The sequence below is a fragment of the Shinella sp. G-2 genome (assembly GCF_050172695.1).
Lineage (GTDB): Bacteria > Pseudomonadota > Alphaproteobacteria > Rhizobiales > Rhizobiaceae > Shinella.
Genome location: NZ_JBBEYH010000001.1, coordinates 26,230 through 43,505, shown reverse-complemented (window position 1 = coordinate 43,505; position 17,276 = coordinate 26,230). Strand labels below are relative to the sequence as shown.

17 protein-coding genes are annotated in these 17,276 nt (G+C 64.5%); 3 read left to right on the top strand and 14 right to left on the bottom strand.

Annotated elements, in window-relative coordinates; translation table 11 throughout:
* Positions 1-76: 76 nt before the first annotated feature.
* A complete protein-coding gene (locus V8U06_RS00220) occupies positions 77-412 on the bottom strand; it encodes a hypothetical protein (RefSeq protein ID WP_427139005.1) in 336 nt (111 codons plus the stop codon).
* A 232-nt stretch (positions 413-644) separates the two neighbouring features.
* Positions 645-1,094 (bottom strand): GatB/YqeY domain-containing protein, encoded by a 450-nt coding sequence (locus V8U06_RS00215; RefSeq protein ID WP_427139004.1) that lies wholly within the window; start codon positions 1,092-1,094, stop codon positions 645-647.
* Positions 1,095-1,415: 321 nt separating this feature from the next.
* On the opposite strand from V8U06_RS00215, the gene carA reads away from it, so the two are divergent.
* Positions 1,416-2,624 carry a glutamine-hydrolyzing carbamoyl-phosphate synthase small subunit gene (carA, locus tag V8U06_RS00210; protein ID WP_371826647.1) on the top strand — a complete coding sequence of 403 codons (1,209 nt, stop codon included), beginning with the start codon at positions 1,416-1,418 and terminating at the stop codon, positions 2,622-2,624.
* A 74-nt stretch (positions 2,625-2,698) separates the two neighbouring features.
* Here the strand turns inward: carA and V8U06_RS00205 are convergent, their stop codons facing one another.
* From V8U06_RS00205 to V8U06_RS00170, 8 genes are all read right to left on the bottom strand, one after another.
* On the bottom strand, positions 2,699-3,520 hold the full coding sequence (locus V8U06_RS00205) for an inositol monophosphatase family protein (protein WP_226918317.1): 822 nt from the start codon (positions 3,518-3,520) through the stop codon (positions 2,699-2,701).
* Positions 3,507-4,376: a tRNA 2-thiocytidine(32) synthetase TtcA gene (gene ttcA / locus V8U06_RS00200; RefSeq protein WP_427139003.1), complete on the bottom strand. Its 870-nt coding sequence runs from the start codon at positions 4,374-4,376 to the stop codon at positions 3,507-3,509. Before ttcA ends, V8U06_RS00205 begins: the two co-directional genes overlap by 14 nt.
* A 31-nt stretch (positions 4,377-4,407) precedes the next feature.
* Positions 4,408-5,334 carry a glutaminase gene (locus tag V8U06_RS00195; RefSeq protein ID WP_427139002.1) on the bottom strand — a complete coding sequence of 309 codons (927 nt, stop codon included), beginning with the start codon at positions 5,332-5,334 and terminating at the stop codon, positions 4,408-4,410.
* 76 nt (positions 5,335-5,410) lie between these two features.
* On the bottom strand, positions 5,411-6,028 hold the full coding sequence (rpsD, locus tag V8U06_RS00190; protein WP_226918314.1) for a 30S ribosomal protein S4: 618 nt from the start codon (positions 6,026-6,028) through the stop codon (positions 5,411-5,413).
* A gap of 221 nt (positions 6,029-6,249) precedes the next feature.
* Positions 6,250-7,761, bottom strand: coding sequence for a helicase HerA domain-containing protein (locus V8U06_RS00185; protein WP_427139001.1), 1,512 nt, complete (start codon positions 7,759-7,761; stop codon positions 6,250-6,252).
* Between the two features lie 120 nt (positions 7,762-7,881).
* A complete protein-coding gene (gene murI / locus V8U06_RS00180) occupies positions 7,882-8,643 on the bottom strand; it encodes a glutamate racemase (protein WP_427139000.1) in 762 nt (253 codons plus the stop codon).
* A gap of 67 nt (positions 8,644-8,710) precedes the next feature.
* Positions 8,711-9,544, bottom strand: coding sequence for an RNA methyltransferase (locus tag V8U06_RS00175; protein ID WP_427138999.1), 834 nt, complete (start codon positions 9,542-9,544; stop codon positions 8,711-8,713).
* Positions 9,545-9,610: 66 nt separating this feature from the next.
* Entirely contained in the window at positions 9,611-10,183 is a 573-nt protein-coding gene (locus tag V8U06_RS00170) for a hypothetical protein (protein WP_427138998.1), read from the bottom strand.
* Between the two features lie 215 nt (positions 10,184-10,398).
* On the opposite strand from V8U06_RS00170, the gene V8U06_RS00165 reads away from it, so the two are divergent.
* On the top strand, positions 10,399-11,613 hold the full coding sequence (locus V8U06_RS00165) for an NADP-dependent isocitrate dehydrogenase (protein WP_226918309.1): 1,215 nt from the start codon (positions 10,399-10,401) through the stop codon (positions 11,611-11,613).
* A 196-nt stretch (positions 11,614-11,809) separates the two neighbouring features.
* On the opposite strand, the gene V8U06_RS00160 is transcribed toward V8U06_RS00165, so the two are convergent.
* The 4 genes from V8U06_RS00160 to V8U06_RS00145 form a co-directional block, all read right to left on the bottom strand.
* Positions 11,810-13,186, bottom strand: a complete 1,377-nt coding sequence (locus tag V8U06_RS00160) for an MATE family efflux transporter (protein ID WP_427138997.1) — start codon at positions 13,184-13,186, stop codon at positions 11,810-11,812.
* Between the two features lie 150 nt (positions 13,187-13,336).
* The gene (locus V8U06_RS00155) at positions 13,337-14,590 is read right to left on the bottom strand and encodes a TCR/Tet family MFS transporter (RefSeq protein WP_427138996.1); all 1,254 of its coding nucleotides are present in this window, start codon (positions 14,588-14,590) and stop codon (positions 13,337-13,339) included.
* A 200-nt stretch (positions 14,591-14,790) separates the two neighbouring features.
* Positions 14,791-15,735, bottom strand: a complete 945-nt coding sequence (gene ypfJ / locus V8U06_RS00150) for a KPN_02809 family neutral zinc metallopeptidase (RefSeq protein ID WP_226918306.1) — start codon at positions 15,733-15,735, stop codon at positions 14,791-14,793.
* Between the two features lie 110 nt (positions 15,736-15,845).
* Positions 15,846-16,367, bottom strand: coding sequence for a DUF2306 domain-containing protein (locus V8U06_RS00145; protein WP_427138995.1), 522 nt, complete (start codon positions 16,365-16,367; stop codon positions 15,846-15,848).
* Between the two features lie 91 nt (positions 16,368-16,458).
* Here V8U06_RS00145 and V8U06_RS00140 point away from each other — a divergent pair, with 91 nt between their 5' ends.
* Positions 16,459-17,262, top strand: a complete 804-nt coding sequence (locus V8U06_RS00140) for a LytTR family DNA-binding domain-containing protein (protein ID WP_226918304.1) — start codon at positions 16,459-16,461, stop codon at positions 17,260-17,262.
* Positions 17,263-17,276: the final 14 nt, after the last annotated feature.

The window sequence follows — 17,276 nt, the reverse complement described above, 5'->3', positions numbered from 1 at the left end:
CGAGGTCCATATAACCATGCCGGCGGCCCGCCGCCAGTCTTACCACCCCGCCCACAGCCAATTCACAGGGCAGCAGTCAGAAGCCCATGTCCGGCGCATAGAAGCAGCGGGGCGTGTCCTCGGTCGGAAAAAGGCAGAGATGGTATTCGCCGTCCTGCGAGGGACGCGCCGCCGTCTGCGGCAGACGGAAGACGTGAGGGCGGGTGGCGAGCCGGTGATCGCCAGGCGCCAGCGTCACCTGGAAGCCGCCGTCGATGATGCGCACGGTGGTCGCGGGGATCCTCTGGCAATCGCCGTTGTGGCTGTTGCCGTTGCAGCAGAACCGCGCGTATTGCCAGCCGCTCGGCGCATCATGCGCAAGCACCGGGCCAGCGAGAAGCGGCAGGACGGGCAGAAGGAAGAATAGGCGCATCGGCTCGGTCTCCGTTTCGAGAACGGCCACCGGACGGACTCTGACGCACATACGTTCCGGCGGCATCGCAGGCACTTCGCCGGGGCGGGCCGATGCGCGGACCTTGCCGCATCGTCAGGCTCCTGTTCACGCCGCATAACGGTGCGCCGCGGGTTTGGTTCCACTTGGGGCGGAAGGGCAAAACAGAAAGGGCGGCCGAAGCCGCCCTTTCGCCGAAATGTCTGCTGCCGGATTACTTCAGCAGCTCCTTCACCATGCCGGAGGCCTTGGCGAAGTCCATCTGGCCGGGATAGCGCTCCTTGAGCACGGCCATGACCTTGCCCATGTCACGCAGGCCCTGCGCGCCGATCTCGGGGATGGCGGCGGCGATGATGTCCTTCATCTTGTCCTCGGAGATCTGCTCGGGCAGGAAGCTCTCGATGACCTTGATTTCCTCGCGCTCCTGGGCGGCGAGTTCCGGACGCGCGTTGTCGGCGAAGATCTTGGCGGATTCCTCGCGCTGCTTGATCATCTTGGCGAGGATCTGCAGCAGTTCGTCATCCTCCACGGGCCCCTTGCCGGCGCCGCGGTTGGCGATGTCGCAGTCCTTCAGCTTGGCCTGGATCAGGCGCAGCGTGGAAACACGACAGGCGTCCTTGGCCTTGAGTGCATCCTTCAAGGCGTTTGCGATGGTCTCGCGCATCATTTTCTCCATTGAAGGCCATCCGCGCCGGAGGGCGGCGGGGCCTTGATCATCGTTCGATTGTGCATGCTCATAGACCGGCGGAGGGCCTGCCGGCAAACGGATTGCGCAAGCAATTGATTTTCAACGCTTTATAATTCCACGCAATCCACAGGCAACGGTTGACCCCGTCATCCGCTTTGTCTATTTTCCGGCACCTGCACGAAAATTGGCAATCAGGGCGAACCAACGCGGGTTTCCGCGCGCCTTTGCCTGCGATCTTAAATGGTGCCCGGCTCAACGGCTTTCAAGCCCATGCCCGGCGCCGGAAACGGGATGACTATGACCTCGACCCCCGCATGGACCACTGAAAAGCCGACCGCCCTGCTCGTCCTCGCCGACGGCACGGTGATCGAAGGCAAGGGCATCGGCGCCACCGGCAAGGTGACGGCGGAAGTCTGCTTCAACACGGCGCTGACGGGCTACCAGGAAATCCTGACCGACCCCTCCTATCTCGGCCAGATCGTCACCTTCACCTTCCCGCATATCGGCAATATCGGCGCCAATGACGAAGACATCGAGGACCTGACGCCTGCCGCCCGCCACGGCGCGGTCGGCACGATCTTCAAGGCCGACATCACCGACCCCTCGAACTACCGCTCGGCCAAGCACCTCGACGCCTGGCTGAAGGCGCGCGGCATCATCGGCCTCTCGGGCATCGACACGCGCGCCCTGACGGCCTGGATCCGCGAGAACGGCGCGCCGAACGCCGTCATCGCCCATGACCCGAACGGGGTCTTCGACATCGAGACCCTGAAGGCCGAGGCCAAGGCCTGGAGCGGTCTCGTCGGGCTCGACCTCGCCAAGGTCGCCTCCTCCGGCCAGTCCTCGCGCTGGAGCGAGAAGCCCTGGGTGTGGAACGAGGGCAGCGCCGAGCTTTCCGACAGCGACGCCAGGTACCATATCGTCGCGCTCGACTACGGCGTGAAGCGCAACATCCTGCGCCTCTTCGCCGGCCTCGGCTGCAAGGTCACCGTCATGCCGGCGACGACGAGCGCCGAAGAGGTGCTGGCGCAGAAGCCCGACGGCATCTTCCTTTCCAACGGCCCGGGCGACCCGGCGGCAACCGGCGAATATGCCGTGCCGGTCATCAAGACGCTGATCGAGACCGGCATTCCGGTCTTCGGCATCTGCCTCGGCCACCAGATGCTCGGCCTCGCCGTCGGCGCGACCACCGAGAAGATGCACCAGGGCCATCACGGCGCGAACCATCCGGTGAAGGACCACACGACCGGCAAGGTCGAGATCGTCTCAATGAACCACGGCTTCGCCGTCGCCTCCTCGTCCCTGCCGGAAGGTGTCGAGGAAACCCACGTCTCGCTGTTCGACGGCACGAATTGCGGCCTGCGCCTTGTCGGCAAGCCGGTCTTCTCCGTCCAGCACCACCCGGAAGCCTCCCCCGGCCCGCAGGACAGCCACTATCTCTTCCGCCGCTTCATCAATCTCGTGCGCGAGAAGAAGGGCGAGGACGCCATTCCGGAACGCGCCTGAGCGTTCCACCGGCCTCTAAAACGAAAGGCCCGGCTGCCGATGGCAGCCGGGCCTTTTTCTTGCACAAGACCACCTCAGTCGACGAAGACCTCGCGGCGCAGCAGCTCCCAGCTTTCCTTGTCCGGGGCCACCAGCAGGCCGCCTTCGACATGATCAGGCCTGTAGGCCGAACCGTCGAAGCGGGCGGCATAGGCGCCGGCTTCCTGGGCGATCAGCGTGCCGGCAAGATGATCCCAGGGCATCAGCTTGTTGTACATGAGATAGTGCAGGTGGCCGGCGGCGAAGGTGCGGTATTCGTGCGCCGCGCAGCGATAGTTGGAAACGAAGGCCACCTTGGCGAGATTGCCGAGGATGCGGGCGCGGCGCTCGCGGTCGAGGAAGCTGGTCGACGCCATGCCGGTCATCGCTTCGAGCGGCGCGGCGCCCCGCGCCTTGAGGCGTACCGCCGGACGGTGATCGCCGGTCTGCCAGGCGCCGCCGCCCTTTTCCGCCATGACGAAATCGTCGCCCATCGGATCGTAGATGATGCCGCCGACCGTCTCGCCGCCGGAGACGATCGCCGCCATGACGCCGAAGAGCGGCACGCCGGCCGCGAAATTGAAGGTGCCGTCGATGGGGTCGACGACGATGGCAAGCTCCGCCTCCGCCAGCTTCGGCAGCAGCGCCGGATCGGCCGCGACGGATTCCTCGCCGACGAAGAGCACGCCGGGAAACTGCGCCGTCACCTCGCGCTTGATGAAGCGCTCGGCCGCCTCGTCTGCCGCCGTCACCAGGTCGTTCGCGTCCGCCTTGGTGCGGATGTCGCCCTTGCCGAGCGCGCGGAAGCGCGGGCGGATTTCCGCCTCGGCCGCCTGTGCAAGCACGAGCGCGAGGGCATTGATGTCAATCGTCGTCATGGGGCCTTACCGTTTCGAGGGAGGAGAAATCGAAAAGCTTGGGGTCGAGAAGATGGGATGGATTGGTGTGGCCGAGGGCGCGCAGCATGGCGTCCTTGCGGCCCGGCATGCGCGTCTCGATATCGGCCAGCATCGCCTTCATCGCATTGCGCTGGAGACCGTCCTGCGAGCCGCAGAGGTCGCAGGGAATGATCGGGAACTGCATGGCGACGGCAAATTTCGCCAGATCGTCCTCCGCCGCATAGGCAAGCGGACGCAGCACAATGAGGTCGCCCTCGTCGTTCAGGAGCTTCGGCGGCATGGCGGCAAGCCGCCCGCCATGGAAAAAGTTCATGAAGAAGGTCTCGAGAATATCCTCCCTGTGGTGGCCGAGCACCAGCGCGTCGCAGCCCTCCTCCCGGGCGATGCGATAGAGATTGCCGCGCCTGAGGCGCGAGCACAGCGAGCAATAGGTCGCCCCCGCCGGCACCTTCTCCTTCACGATGGAATAGGTGTCGCGGTATTCGATGCGGTGCCGGACGCCGATGGATTTCAGGTAGTCCGGCAGGACGTGCTTGGGGAAATTCGGCTGTCCCTGGTCGAGGTTGCAGGCGATCAACTCGACCGGCAGCAGGCCGCGCCATTGCAGGTCCATCAGCAGCGCCAGAAGGCCGTAGCTGTCCTTACCGCCCGAGAGGCCGACGAGCCAGCGCTTCTGGCCCCTCAGCATGGCAAAATCGTCCATCGCCTGCCGCACCTGCCGCAGCAGGCGCTTGCGCAGCTTGTTGAAGGAGACGCTGGAGGGCGCATTCGCAAAGAGCGGATGGCGGCCGTCGTCCGGGGTGTCGTCTTCGGTCTGGTCGAAAGCGAGGGTCATGCGGCTGCAATGCCCCGAACGGCCGGCACAATCAAGCCCCGAAGACCGACCAGCCGGTGCGCGCCGCCAGCATTTCCAGCGCCAGCGAACCCAGCAGGGAGTTGCCGTTCGCGTTGAGGCCCGGCGACCAGACCGCAACGGCGGCCTTGCCCGGCGCCACCGCAAGAATACCGCCGCCCACGCCGCTCTTGCCCGGCAGGCCGACGCGATAGGCGAAGTCGCCGGAACCGTCATAATGGCCGCAGGTGAGCATGAGAGCGTTGATACGCCGCGCCCGAAGATGCGAGACGACCCGGTGGCCGGTGAGCGGATTGGTTCCGCTGTTGGCGAGGAACAGCCCTGCCCGCGCAAGCTGCCGGCAGCTCATCGCCAGGGCGCATTGATGGAAATAGACGCCGAGCACCAGTTCGGCCGCATGGTCGAGCTTGCCATAGGAGCGCATGAAATTGGCAAGCGCATAGTTGCGGAAACCCGTTGCCTGCTCGGAGCGCGCCACCGCCTGGTCGACGATGATGTCGTCCTCGTCGGCAAGATAACGCAGGAACCGCACGACCTCGCCGATCGCCTCCTTCGGCGTATGGCCGGCCAGCACGAGGTCGGTGATGGCGATGGCGCCGGCATTGATGAAGGGGTTGCGCGGAATGCCGCCTTCATGTTCGAGCTGGACGATGGAGTTGAAGGCCGAACCGGAGGGTTCGCGGCCGACCCGCTTCCAGATCGCCTCGCCATGCTTGCCGAGCGCCAGCGTGAGGGTGAAGACCTTGGAGATGCTCTGGATGGAGAAGGGCTCGTCCGCATCGCCGGCAAGATGCACCGCGCTGTCGACCGTCACCACCGCGATGCCGAACTTCTGCGGGTCCACATGGGCAAGCTGCGGAATATAATCGGCAACCTTGCCCTCGCCGCGCCGCGACGACAAGCCGGCGTGGATTTCATCGACGATTGCCTGCAAGTCCATCCCGCTGTTCTCCCAAAAGAAAAAGCCGCCAATCTCTTGGCGGCTTTTCCAGATTACGCAAGGTGTCGCCCGCGAATTAACGCGAGTAGAATTCGACGACCAGGTGCGGTTCCATGACGACCGCGTACGGAACGTCGGAGAGAACCGGAATGCGAACGAAGGTCGCAGTCATCTTGTTGTGGTCGGCTTCGATGTAGTCCGGAACGTCGCGTTCAGCCAGGCCGACGGATTCGAGAACCGTCACGAGCTGCTTGGACTTTTCCTTGACTTCGATGACGTCGCCCGGCTTGCAACGGTAGGAACCGATGTTGACGCGGACGCCGTTGACCTTGACGTGGCCGTGGTTGACGAACTGACGTGCAGCAAAGACCGTCGGAACGAACTTGGCGCGGTAGACGATCGCGTCGAGGCGCGATTCGAGCAGGCCGATCAGGTTCTCCGGGGTGTCGCCCTTGCGGCGGGCAGCTTCTTCGAAGATCGCGCGGAACTGCTTCTCGCGGATGTCACCGTAGTAGCCCTTCAGCTTCTGCTTGGCGCGGAGCTGAACACCGAAGTCCGAAAGCTTGGACTTGCGGCGCTGGCCGTGCTGGCCCGGGCCGTATTCGCGGCGGTTGACCGGGGACTTCGGACGGCCCCAGATGTTTTCGCCCATACGGCGGTCGATTTTGTACTTGGATGCAGCGCGCTTGCTCATCGCATTTCCTCTTGGTCTTGTTATCGCCTGCCCGTTGCCGGACCGGCTGAAGGAAACACGCCCTCCTCTGAACCTTTCGGGTTCCGACAGGCTTCTCACGATCGCGACCGGAGAATCCACGGGACATGTCAAATGAAACACCGGACATTGCTGCCCGGCGTTGGCGGGCTCATTAGGGGAGTTTTACAAAACTGTCAACGAGCAAAGCCCGGAAAATCCGCCTATTCCGCCGCATCGCGGTGGGAATCGGCAAGGTCCGGCCCGTTGGCGTCACCCGGCAGCGTCTCGCAGGCAAGATCGGGGAAAGCGACGATGCGGTGGCCGGCAAGATCGCTGTGCACGACGACCAGCCCCTGCTCCTCGAAGTAGCCGAGAAGGCGGCGCGCACGGCGCGCCGAATGCGTGCCATAGGCCCGCGCTATCCGCGCATCCGAGGGACAGGCAAGCCCGCGCACCGCCGCCTGCGCGACGAGCAGGAACACGCCCTGCAGGTCCTCGGTGACGCTGCGGGACAAGTCGAGCGCTCGCGCCCATATCTCCGTCGCCGCCGTCTCGGCATCGACGCCGGAGCGCGCGACCGCCATCTTCCGCCGGAAGGCCGGCAGGGAGAGCGGCGCGCCGGGCACGCGGCGGATACGGCAGCGCACGAGGAAATCCTGGAACAGTTCCGCGTCGGCCCGGAAGGCCGCCTCGGGATTGGCAAGGATTTCGGCGAGCGCCTGGTCGAGCAGGCTTTCGCGCTCCTCGGCTGAGATCTCTGGCGCAGGTGCCTTCGCCTCGGCCTGCACCGGCTCCGGCCGGGCGCGGGAAAGTTCGGCGAGAATGTCCGTCGTCGGGCGTGGCGCGGGCGGCGCGCGGCGCACGAGGGGGCGCGTGAACTCGTCCGGATCGGGCGTGAAGATCAGGTCTTCCACGTCCTGCGGCGCATCGGGCAGCGGCATCAGCTTGGGGCTGGTGGAGCGGGCGGAGGTCTCCACCGCGCCGATCGTCACCGGCAGCGGACGGCGCGACAGCGCCGGACCGAGCGCGACGAAGGAGCCGCGCGGCAGGTCGCGGAACATTTCCGCCTGCCGCCGGTCGAGGCCGAGCAGATCGGCGGCACGCGCCATGTCGATATCGAGGAAGGTGCGGCCCATCAGGAAGTTGGAGGCTTCGGCGGCGACGTTCTTGGCGAGCTTGGCGAGGCGCTGCGTGGCGATGACCCCGGCAAGGCCGCGCTTGCGGCCGCGGCACATCAGGTTGGTCATCGCGCCGAGCGAAAGCTTTCGCGCCTCTTCCGAGACCTCGCCGCTGACGGCGGGTGCGAAGAGCTGCGCCTCGTCGACGACAACGAGCACCGGATACCAGAAATCCCGGTCCGCATCGAAGAGCGCGTTGAGGAAGATGCCGGCCGCCCGCATCTGCTCGTCGGCCTCAAGCCCTTCGAGCGAGAGCACGCAGGACACGCGGTGCTGACGGATACGGTTCGCGATGCCGACGAGCTCGGCCTCCGTGCGCTCGCCGTCGACGACCACATGACCGAATCGGTCGGAGAGCGTGACGAAGTCACCTTCCGGATCGATGATGACCTGCTGGACCCATTGTGCGGACTGTTCGAGCAGGCGGCGCAGGAGATGCGACTTGCCCGAGCCCGAATTGCCCTGCACCAGGAGACGCGTTGCCAGCAGTTCCTCGATATCGAGCTTGGCCGGTGCGCCGCCCTGCACCGTTCCCATGTCGATGCCGACCTTCATCCCGTTCCTCGTTCCTGAAAAATCCGACTCGCCCGGCCGCCACCGGGTAACCGGAGAGCCCTAACACGAAATCCCCGCCCGTCACGCCCGGCTTTTGAAAAACCCACAGGGAAAGCCGCGTCAGACGACGCGCAGCCCAAAGCCCTGCATCAGCCGGCGGGTCGCAAAGTCGGGCGTGCCGGAGGTGAAGACGGCGATATCCTCGCCGGGGGCGATGGTTTCGAGCGGGGGCACGAGGCGGCGGGCCTGGCGCGCGATCGCCTCGGCAGGGTCGAGCCAGTCGACCGGCCAGGGCGCAAGCTTACGGAAGAGGTTCGCCATGAAGGGATAGTGCGTGCAGGCGAGCACGACGATATCGGTCTTGCGGCCCGTCTCGTCGACGAAACAGGGGATGATCTCGGCACGCACGGCTTCGTCGGACAGCGTTTCGCCGCGAATATAGGCCTCGGCCATGCGGGCGAGGTTTTCAGAACCGACGAGGCGCACGTCGCACTGGCTGGCGAAGGACTGGATGAGATCGCGCGTATAGGCGCGCTTGACGGTGCCGGGCGTCGCCAGCACCGAGACGAGGCCGGAGCGGGTGCGCTCCGCGGCCGGCTTGATGGCGGGCACGGTGCCGACGAAGGGCATGTGCGGAAAGGCGGCGCGCAGGTCGCTGCCGACGAGCGTGAAGGCCGTGTTGCAGGCGATGACGCAGACTTCCGGATCGTGCTCGTTGAGGAGCCTGCGGAAAAGATCGACGATATGCGCCTTCAGCGCCGGCTCTTCCCAGCCGCCATAGGGAAAGCCCGCATCGTCGGCCACATAGGTGAAGTGCCGTTCCGGCATCAGCACGCGGGCCTCGCGCAGCACGGTGAGGCCGCCGATGCCGCTGTCGAACATGAGAACCGGTTTCGCGCCGGTCCCGTTGCCGGAGGGAAAACCGGTCGCCGCGTTTTCTGGAAAGGTTCTATTCGCTGTCACGGGGCACCTTGGGCCGGCGGTTGCGGGTGCGGTTCGGGTTGGTCGCCCCGCGCGGCGATTCCCGGGTGAAACGGTCGAGGCAGGAAACGATGCCGCGCAGCACCTGAATCTCCGTGCCGGTGAAGGAGGGCCGCGTCAGGATGGCGCGCAGGTTCTCCACCAGTTTGGGCTTTTTTTCGGCAGGCCGGAAATAGCCGCGCGCATCGAGCGTTTCTTCCACATGATCGAAGAGGCCCTGCAACTCTTCCTTCTTGGCCGGGCGCTGAGGAAGTGCGTCGAAGGGCGTGTCCTCGACAGAGGCAAGGCCGCTCTTCATCCACTCATAGCTCATCAGGAGCACGGCCTGAGCAAGGTTCAGCGAGGCGAAGGCGGGATTGACCGGGAAGGTCACCAGTTCGTCGGCAAGGGCGATTTCCTCGTTGGTAAGACCCGTGCGTTCACGGCCGAAGAGGATGCCGGTCTTCTGCCCGCCCCGGAAGCGGGTGCGCAGGTCGTCCGCCGCCACGACAGGAGAGCGCACTTCCTTGTAGCCGTAACGGTCGCGCGCGGTCGTCGCATAGACGAATTCGAGATCGGCGACCGCCTCCTCCAGCGAGGGATAGACCTTCGCCGCCTCGATGACGTGATCGGCCTTGCTGGCGGCGGAGATGGCCTTCTCGCTTGGCCAGCCGTCGCGCGGGTTGACGAGGCGCAGTTCCGCCAACCCGAAATTCGCCATGGCGCGCGCCACCATGCCGATGTTTTCACCGAGTTGCGGATGAACGAGAATGATCGCCGGTCCTTCGGCGATCAGCGTGCGTTCGCTGTTCGTGCCTGCCATGCCCATAGGTCCCTAGAAAGATGGGGTCTCACTGGCACAATCGGCCGGAAATGAAAAGTCCGCGGCCTATTCGACGCTCTCATTGCCGCCGGTCTCGCCCTTCGCCCCGCTTTCCGCAAGCTCGACCATCTCTTTCTTCAGCGAGGCGCCATCCTCGAAGCTGGAGCGTTCGATATCGTCGATGACCGCGTGGCCGTCCTCCTCGATCATCCTGAAGACCAGCTTTTCCGGCTGCCAGTCCGACGCGCGCTCACCGAAACAATGGCTGTTGTCGAAGGTGACGGTCACCTCCTCCGCGCCGTTCGCCGGCTGGCCCTCGGCCGTCGTGACATCCTTCAGCGCGCAGCCGTCCTGCCCACCGATGATCGGGTCGTAGTCGAAGGGCGAACCGCCGTCGTCATAGGCCGGATACTTCGCGGCCGCGCGGTACTTCGCAACGAAATCCTTGCTGTAGAGGCGCTTGAGGAAATCCTCGGAGAAGTAGTCGACATAGGGTGGCGGCGTATCCGTGTCCGAGCCCATGTCCTGCCAGTTGCTCGTCGCCGCCGTCATGATTTCCGCGACCGGCGCCTTGAAATCGGCAGCTTCGGCGGAAACGGGAAGCAGAAGGGCAAGCGCAACGAGACCGAAACGCGACATCATATTCTCCATTGGATGACGGCTGGCCCGGACGGGCCTTTCAGCGAACCTTCCTGGAACGCAATTTGGGCGAAACTTATTCCGCTGCGGCGCGAAAATAAACCGCCTCAGCCATTGGTCGGCTTTGCCTTCCCGGCCACGAGTGCTATAGGGCCAAACGGTTCTTTCAAGTCCACGATCCGGGGCGCAAAGCCCCTACAAGCACGAGGCTCCCCATGGCAAAGATCAAGGTCGCCAATCCCGTCGTCGAACTCGACGGCGACGAGATGACGCGCATCATCTGGCAGTTCATCAAGGAAAAGCTGATCCATCCCTACCTGGATGTCGACCTTGAATACTACGATCTCGGCATGGAGAACCGCGACGCCACCAACGACCAGGTGACGATCGACGCGGCGAACGCCATCAAGAAGCACGGCGTCGGCGTCAAGTGCGCCACCATCACGCCGGACGAAGCCCGCGTCGAAGAATTCAAGCTGAAGAAGATGTGGAAGTCGCCGAACGGCACGATCCGCAACATCCTCGGCGGCGTCATCTTCCGCGAGCCGATCATCTGCAAGAACGTGCCGCGCCTCGTTCCGGGCTGGACCAAGCCGATCATCGTCGGCCGTCACGCCTTCGGCGACCAGTACCGCGCCACCGACTTCAAGTTCCCCGGCAAGGGCAAGCTGACGATGAAGTTCGTCGGCGAGGACGGCAAGGAAATCGAATACGATGTCTTCGACGCGCCGTCCGCCGGCGTCGCCATGGGCATGTACAACCTCGACGATTCGATCACCGAATTCGCCCGCGCCTCCTTCAACTACGGCCTGCAGCGCAAGGTGCCGGTCTATCTGTCGACCAAGAACACCATCCTCAAGGTCTATGACGGCCGCTTCAAGGACATCTTCCAGAAGGTCTTCGACGAGGAGTTCGCCGACAAGTTCAAGGAACTGAAGCTCTGGTACGAACACCGCCTGATCGACGACATGGTCGCTTCGGCGCTGAAGTGGTCCGGCGGCTATGTCTGGGCCTGCAAGAACTATGACGGCGACGTGCAGTCCGACATCGTGGCCCAGGGCTTCGGCTCGCTCGGCCTGATGACCTCGGTTCTGATGACGCCGGATGGCAAGACGGTGGAAGCGGAAGCTGCGCACGGCACGGTGACGCGCCACTACCGTCAGCACCAGAAGGGCGAGGAAACCTCGACCAACTCCATCGCCTCGATCTTCGCCTGGACCCGTGGTCTTGCCCACCGCGCCAAGCTGGACGGCAATGCGGAGCTTGCCAAGTTCTCCGAAACGCTCGAGCGCGTCTGCGTCGAGACCGTCGAATCGGGCTTCATGACCAAGGACCTCGCGCTCCTCATCGGTCCCGACCAGCCGTGGCTCTCCACCACCGGCTTCCTCGACAAGATCGACGAGAACCTGCGCAAGGCCATGGCTGCCTGAGCGAGGCCCTAGAGTTTGTCAGGGAAAAGTGGGAACCGGTTTTCCCGAAAAGACAAACGAAAACAAAAGAATTTAGAGCATGTCTGGTTCGATCTGAACCTGACATGCTCTAACGGAAAACCCGGCGCATGGCCGGGTCTCCAATCCTTCAGAAACCCGCCGGGAGACCGGCGGGTTTTTTGTTGCCGTGAAAAGGCTACGCGGCGCTTCTCTGCTTCACCAGCCGGTAGAAACGCCAGTTGAGCAGGACGGCGGCGGCGGCAAGGCCGCTGACGAAGCCGAACCACACGCCGACCCCGCCGAAGCCGGCCGGAAAGGCGAAGAACCAGGCGCAGAGGAAGCCGATCGGCCAATAGGAGATCAGCGCCATGACCATGGGAATGCGCGTGTCCTTCAGGCCGCGCAAGAGCCCGGCGGCGATGGCCTGCAGGCCATCGACAAGCTGGAAGACGCCGGCAATGACCACGAAGGGGCCGGCAATCGCCAGGACCGCCGCCGAATCCTTGCCCGCCTTGTCGAGGAAGATCGAAGCGAGCGTGGTCGGAATGAGCGCGAAGAGAATGCCGCCGCCGATCGCGATGATCGACGCCACGACCAGCACCGCCCAGGACGAGCGCACAACGCCGAGATGATCGCCACGCCCATGCGCCACCCCGACACGCACCGTGCCGGCCTGGGCGAGGCCGAGCGGGATCATGAAGGCGACGGAGGCAAGCTGAAGCGCGATGCCGTGCGCGGCAAGCTCCAGCGTGCCGATATTGCCCATCAGCAGCGAGGCGCCGGTGAAAAGGCTCACCTCCGCCAGCATGGTGAAGCCGATGGGCAGGCCGAGCTGCACGACCTCCCGGAAGGCCGGCCAGTCCGGCCGCCAGAAGCGCACGAACAACTCGTAGCGACGCAGCTCCGCCCGCGACTGGATATAGGCGGTCAGCAGTAGGAAGCTCAGCATGTTGACCGCGAGGGAAACGATGGCCGCGCCCCGGATGCCCATGGCCGGGAAGCCGAAATGACCAAGCACCAGCGCATAGGCGAAGAAGGCGTTGATGCTGAGAATGGTGATCGTGACATAGAGCACGATGCCGGCCCGGCCATGCGCGCTGACGAGGCCGCGCAGCGTCATGAACAGGAGACCGGGCCCCATGCCCCATTGCGCAATGCCAAGATAGCTGCCGGCCAGGGCCGCCACTTCCGGCTTCTGGCCGGCGAAGAGCAGGATGTTTTCCGCATTGTAGAAGATGGGCGCCGTCAGCACGGCGTAGATAAGCACCACCCACATGCCCATGCGCACGGCGCGACGCACCGAAACGGTGTCGCCGCGGCCATAGGCCTGCGCCACCATGGGCATGACGGCATTGGCAAAGCCCGAGCCAAGGATGAAGATGGTGAAAAAGAACGAGGAAGACAGCACGATCGCCGCAAGATGGGCAGCGCCGAGGCGGCCAAGAATGACCACATCCGTCGTGTGAATGCCGAGTTGGGCGAGCTGGGCGCCGATCAACGGCACGCCGAGGGTGAAGGTCGCCCGGAAATGCGCGCCCCAGCCATTGTCCTCGCGGTGCGGTGCCATGTGCATGATAGTTCTCACTTTCGCATCGCTTCCGATCACAAGTCTCGGCCGCGATCAATCGAATAGATTTGATCTTTTCATCAAAAATGCGCGGAAACCGGCCCGACGAGGCTCGTTTCCGCGAAATTTCATCGAAATGTCACGCCGAAAGGCGCGTCACGCGCCTTCGGGAGCCAGATCCGTCTTCGGACCAGCACCTGCGCCCCGGAGCTTCACGACGAAGATCAGGAAGCCGACGAAGAGGATGACGGCGGCAAAGGCGAAGGGCGCGCCGGCAAAGACCACCGGCGCGGACGGACCGGTGAAATGGCTGAAGATCTGCGTAAAGAGCAGCGGGCCGATGATCGTCGTGATCGAGGACACGCTGGTAAGCGCGCCCTGCAACTCACCCTGCGCCGATGGCGGCACACGCGCCGAAGCGATCGAGCGCAACGGCGGATCGGCCAGCGCCTCCAGCGCCGTCAGCAGGATGACCGCGTAGATCATCCAGCCCTGATAGGACGCGGCGTAACCGGCAACGCCGAGCACCGAGAAGAACAGGCCGAGCACCGCCGTGCGGTACTCCCCCAGCCTCGGCACGACGCGCGGCAGAACGAAGCCCATGACGACCGCACCGCCGATGCCGAAAATGCCCAGCGACAGACCGATCTGCCCCTCGCTCCAGCCGAAGCGATAGGCGGAGACGAAGGACCAGACCGACGGATAGACGGCATGCGCCAGCCAGTAGCAGAAGAAGACGAGCCCGATCCACAGCACGCCCGGATAGTTGCGCATCTGCAGGAGCGCGCCGAGCGGGTTGGCGCGGGAAAGCTCGAAACGGCGACGGTTCGCCGGGGCAAGGCTTTCCGGCAGCAGGAACCAGGCCGCCACGAAGCTGAGGAACGCCAGAACCGCAGCGCCGTAGAACGGAACACGCGGGCCGAATTCGCCGAGCAGGCCACCGAGAACCGGCCCGAGCGCAAAGCCCGTGCCGAAGGCAATGCCCATCAGCCCGAAATTCTTCGCGCGCGTTTCTTCCGTCGAGACGTCGGCGATATAGGCCGCCGCGGTGCCGAAGCTCGCGCCCGAAAGGCCTGCCAGCACCCGGCCGACGAAGAGCATCCAGTAGCTGGTCGCCAGCGCGCAGATGAGATTGTCGATGGCGAAGGTGAGGATGCAGACAAGCAGCACTGGACGCCGGCCGAAACGATCCGAGAGATTGCCGACGAAGGGCGCGAAGATGAACTGCATGCCGGCATAGACGAGCAGCAGCCAGCCGCCGTCGATGGCCGCCTGGCTGATGTCGTCGCCCGTCAGTTCCCGCAGATAGGTCGGCAGCACCGGCATGATGATGGCAATGCCGATGACGTCGAGAAACATGATCATGAAAACAAGCAGCAGCCCGCGCCGGGTGGACCTGGCATCGAACATGGGAGGACCTCGAAAAATGAACGGTGCCCGCATGGCAGGCAAAAATGTCAGGCGGCGAGTTCTATTTCACTTCGGTCAACGAAACAATCCGTGAACAACGCAAAAGTTTTGATGGCTCCGATGCATTTTTCTGATGAAAACGCAAAAACCCTCCGGCCGCGAAACCGGAGGGTCCTGTTCGTCGGCGCGGGACTTAAACCTCAGACGTCGCCCTTGAAGGTGTCGCAGGCATCGACGCGGCCGGTATCGAAACCGCGCTTGAACCACCGGCGGCGCTGATCGGACGTGCCATGGTTGAAGCTCTCGGGCACGACGTATCCCTGCATGCGCTTCTGCAATGTGTCGTCGCCAATCTGCGTGGCGGCATTCAGCGCCTCTTCGAGGTCGCCGCGCTCCAGAATGCCTTTCTGCTCGGTATATTTGCCCCAGATGCCGGCGTAGCAATCGGCCTGGAGCTCGACGCGGATCGACATCTGGTTGGCCTCCACCTCGCTCATGCGCTGGCGCTGCTGGTTGAAGCGCGGCAGCACGCCGGTAAGGTTCTGCACGTGGTGGCCCACCTCATGCGCGACGACATAGGCCTGGGCGAAATCGCCGGCCGCATCGAACTTGTTGGCAAGCTCGTCGAAGAAGCTCATGTCGAGATAGACCTTGCGATCCCCCGGGCAATAGAACGGACCGGAGGCGGCCGAGGCAAAACCGCAGGCCGACTGCACGGAACCGGAGAAGAGCACCATCTTGGGCTCCTCGTAGCGCTCGCCGGCCGCCTGGAAGATGCCGTTCCAGGTGTCTTCCGTTTCGGCGAGCACCGTCGCCATGAAGGCCTTGGTCTCTTCTTCCTGCGGCGATGCGCGGCGGCTTGCGCTTTCCGTCTGCTCGAAGCCCGGCATGCTGACCTGGCCGCCACCGCCCTCGCCCATCACCTGCAGAAGGTCGATGCCCATCATCTTCAGCACGAAGTAGATGACGACGAGAAAGATGATCGTGCCGAAGCTCATGCCGCCGCCGGCGCGGCGACCGCCGCCCATGGGAATGCGGAACCCGCCACCGCTGCCGCGGCCAAAGGGGTTGCCCCCGCCCGCCGAGGGACCGGCTCCACGCTGGTCCTCGATATTGTCCGACTGGCGACGACCTTTCCATTCCATGGCGCATTTCCCCGCATTGAACTGCCGACGAACGCTCACCGCATGAATTCGTTCCTCAGCACCAGCTTATAGGGCTTGCAGGGGCGCCTTGCAAAATGAAAAGCGGCGCCTCACCGCCGCCTGAACATCGCGTTGACGCGCTGCGCCCAGCCGGCCTCGCGGGCGGCCAGGGCGCCTGCGGCGACGAGCAGCACGCTGACGATGGCGGCGGCGAGGCCGCTGGCGAAACCCGACGTGCCGTCGAAGATCATCGCGCCCATCACGCGGTGCGGCACCAGGGTGAAGAGGCCGGCGACGACGATGCCGCCGAAATACATGCCGGTGACATGGGCGCGGTGCGCGCGGATATCGCGCCGGCGGGCTGCATTGACCGCCATGACGCTGCCCATGATGACATAGACCGAGAGGAGATGGATCGGACTGAAGCCGGCGACGGTGTCGATGCCATGAATGAAGAAGGTCGAGGCACTCGTCGTGACCATCAGCACCAACCAGATTTTCCCGAGCAGGCGATGGGTCGGCGTGCCCTTGGGGCGGGCGAGCAGAACGGCGCCGAGCACGGCGGCTGGCAGAACGGTTACAACATGAAACTGGATGGCGAATGGAGCGGTCAGAAGCGGTTCGAAGGTCATGGTCGGTCCGGGGTGTGGTTGAATTCGGTCCCGTCTTCCGCCATTGATCGGAGTGCCTCAAACGCTTTGGCCCGAACGGACGGAAAACTTCGTGGAACGCCCCCTCCCGCAATCCGCGCTTCGTGAACTGCAGGTTTTCCTGCGTGCCCCGCGCTTCTGGGCAACCTTCGGTGCGGTCGTGCTGATCTTCTGGGTGACAGGTCCCTATGGCACGGCCGAGCGTCTGGCGGCCGCGCCGCGGCTCGGCTTCTGGCTGGTGCTGCACGCCGTCGCCTGGGGCATTGCCGTCACCGCCATCGTCTTCGTCAACACGCTGCTGCGCGGCCGCATCCCGTCCCTTCCCCGCCGCATGGCGCTGGGCACCGTCATCGCCGGCATTCCCGTCGGACTGGCGACGGAGGCGATCAGCCTTCTGACCTTCGGCGGCACGCCGACGCTCGCCACCATCGCGGAAAGCATCGCGACGGGCCTTCTGCTCTCAGCGCTGTTCTGCGGCCTCACCTTCATGACGATGAGCAGCAAGCAGGCCGAAGCGCTCGCGCCCACCCCGGCGCCCGTGGCCGAAGAACAGACAGGAGAACGGAGCGAAGTTCCCCTGCTGCGTCGCCTCAAGCCGGAAAACCGCGGCACCATCCTGCATATGACGGTCGCCGATCATTACACGGAGGTGACGACGAGCCGCGGTCGGGAACTCGTTCTCCTGCGCTTCTCCGATGCGCTGGAGGAGCTTGGCGGTACGGCCGGGCTACAGGTGCATCGCTCGCATTTCGTCGCCGACAACCATGTCGACCGGTTGCTGCGCAGCGACGGCAGGCTGGCGATCCGCCTCAAGGACGGACGGGAGATCCCCGTCAGCCGCAGCCGCAACGAGGCGGTGCGCGACCGCTGGGGCTGATACGAATTTTCACG

Coding starts and splice junctions, on each gene's coding strand:
- V8U06_RS00220 (WP_427139005.1), bottom strand. CDS start 412: ATGCGCCTATTCTTCCTTCTGCCCGTCCTGCCGCTTCTCGCTGGCCCG.
- V8U06_RS00215 (WP_427139004.1), bottom strand. CDS start 1,094: ATGCGCGAGACCATCGCAAACGCCTTGAAGGATGCACTCAAGGCCAAG.
- carA (WP_371826647.1), top strand. CDS start 1,416: ATGACCTCGACCCCCGCATGGACCACTGAAAAGCCGACCGCCCTGCTC.
- V8U06_RS00205 (WP_226918317.1), bottom strand. CDS start 3,520: ATGACGACGATTGACATCAATGCCCTCGCGCTCGTGCTTGCACAGGCG.
- ttcA (WP_427139003.1), bottom strand. CDS start 4,376: ATGACCCTCGCTTTCGACCAGACCGAAGACGACACCCCGGACGACGGC.
- V8U06_RS00195 (WP_427139002.1), bottom strand. CDS start 5,334: ATGGACTTGCAGGCAATCGTCGATGAAATCCACGCCGGCTTGTCGTCG.
- rpsD (WP_226918314.1), bottom strand. CDS start 6,028: ATGAGCAAGCGCGCTGCATCCAAGTACAAAATCGACCGCCGTATGGGC.
- V8U06_RS00185 (WP_427139001.1), bottom strand. CDS start 7,761: ATGAAGGTCGGCATCGACATGGGAACGGTGCAGGGCGGCGCACCGGCC.
- murI (WP_427139000.1), bottom strand. CDS start 8,643: ATGTTCGACAGCGGCATCGGCGGCCTCACCGTGCTGCGCGAGGCCCGC.
- V8U06_RS00175 (WP_427138999.1), bottom strand. CDS start 9,544: ATGGCAGGCACGAACAGCGAACGCACGCTGATCGCCGAAGGACCGGCG.
- V8U06_RS00170 (WP_427138998.1), bottom strand. CDS start 10,183: ATGTCGCGTTTCGGTCTCGTTGCGCTTGCCCTTCTGCTTCCCGTTTCC.
- V8U06_RS00165 (WP_226918309.1), top strand. CDS start 10,399: ATGGCAAAGATCAAGGTCGCCAATCCCGTCGTCGAACTCGACGGCGAC.
- V8U06_RS00160 (WP_427138997.1), bottom strand. CDS start 13,186: ATGCACATGGCACCGCACCGCGAGGACAATGGCTGGGGCGCGCATTTC.
- V8U06_RS00155 (WP_427138996.1), bottom strand. CDS start 14,590: ATGTTCGATGCCAGGTCCACCCGGCGCGGGCTGCTGCTTGTTTTCATG.
- ypfJ (WP_226918306.1), bottom strand. CDS start 15,735: ATGGAATGGAAAGGTCGTCGCCAGTCGGACAATATCGAGGACCAGCGT.
- V8U06_RS00145 (WP_427138995.1), bottom strand. CDS start 16,367: ATGACCTTCGAACCGCTTCTGACCGCTCCATTCGCCATCCAGTTTCAT.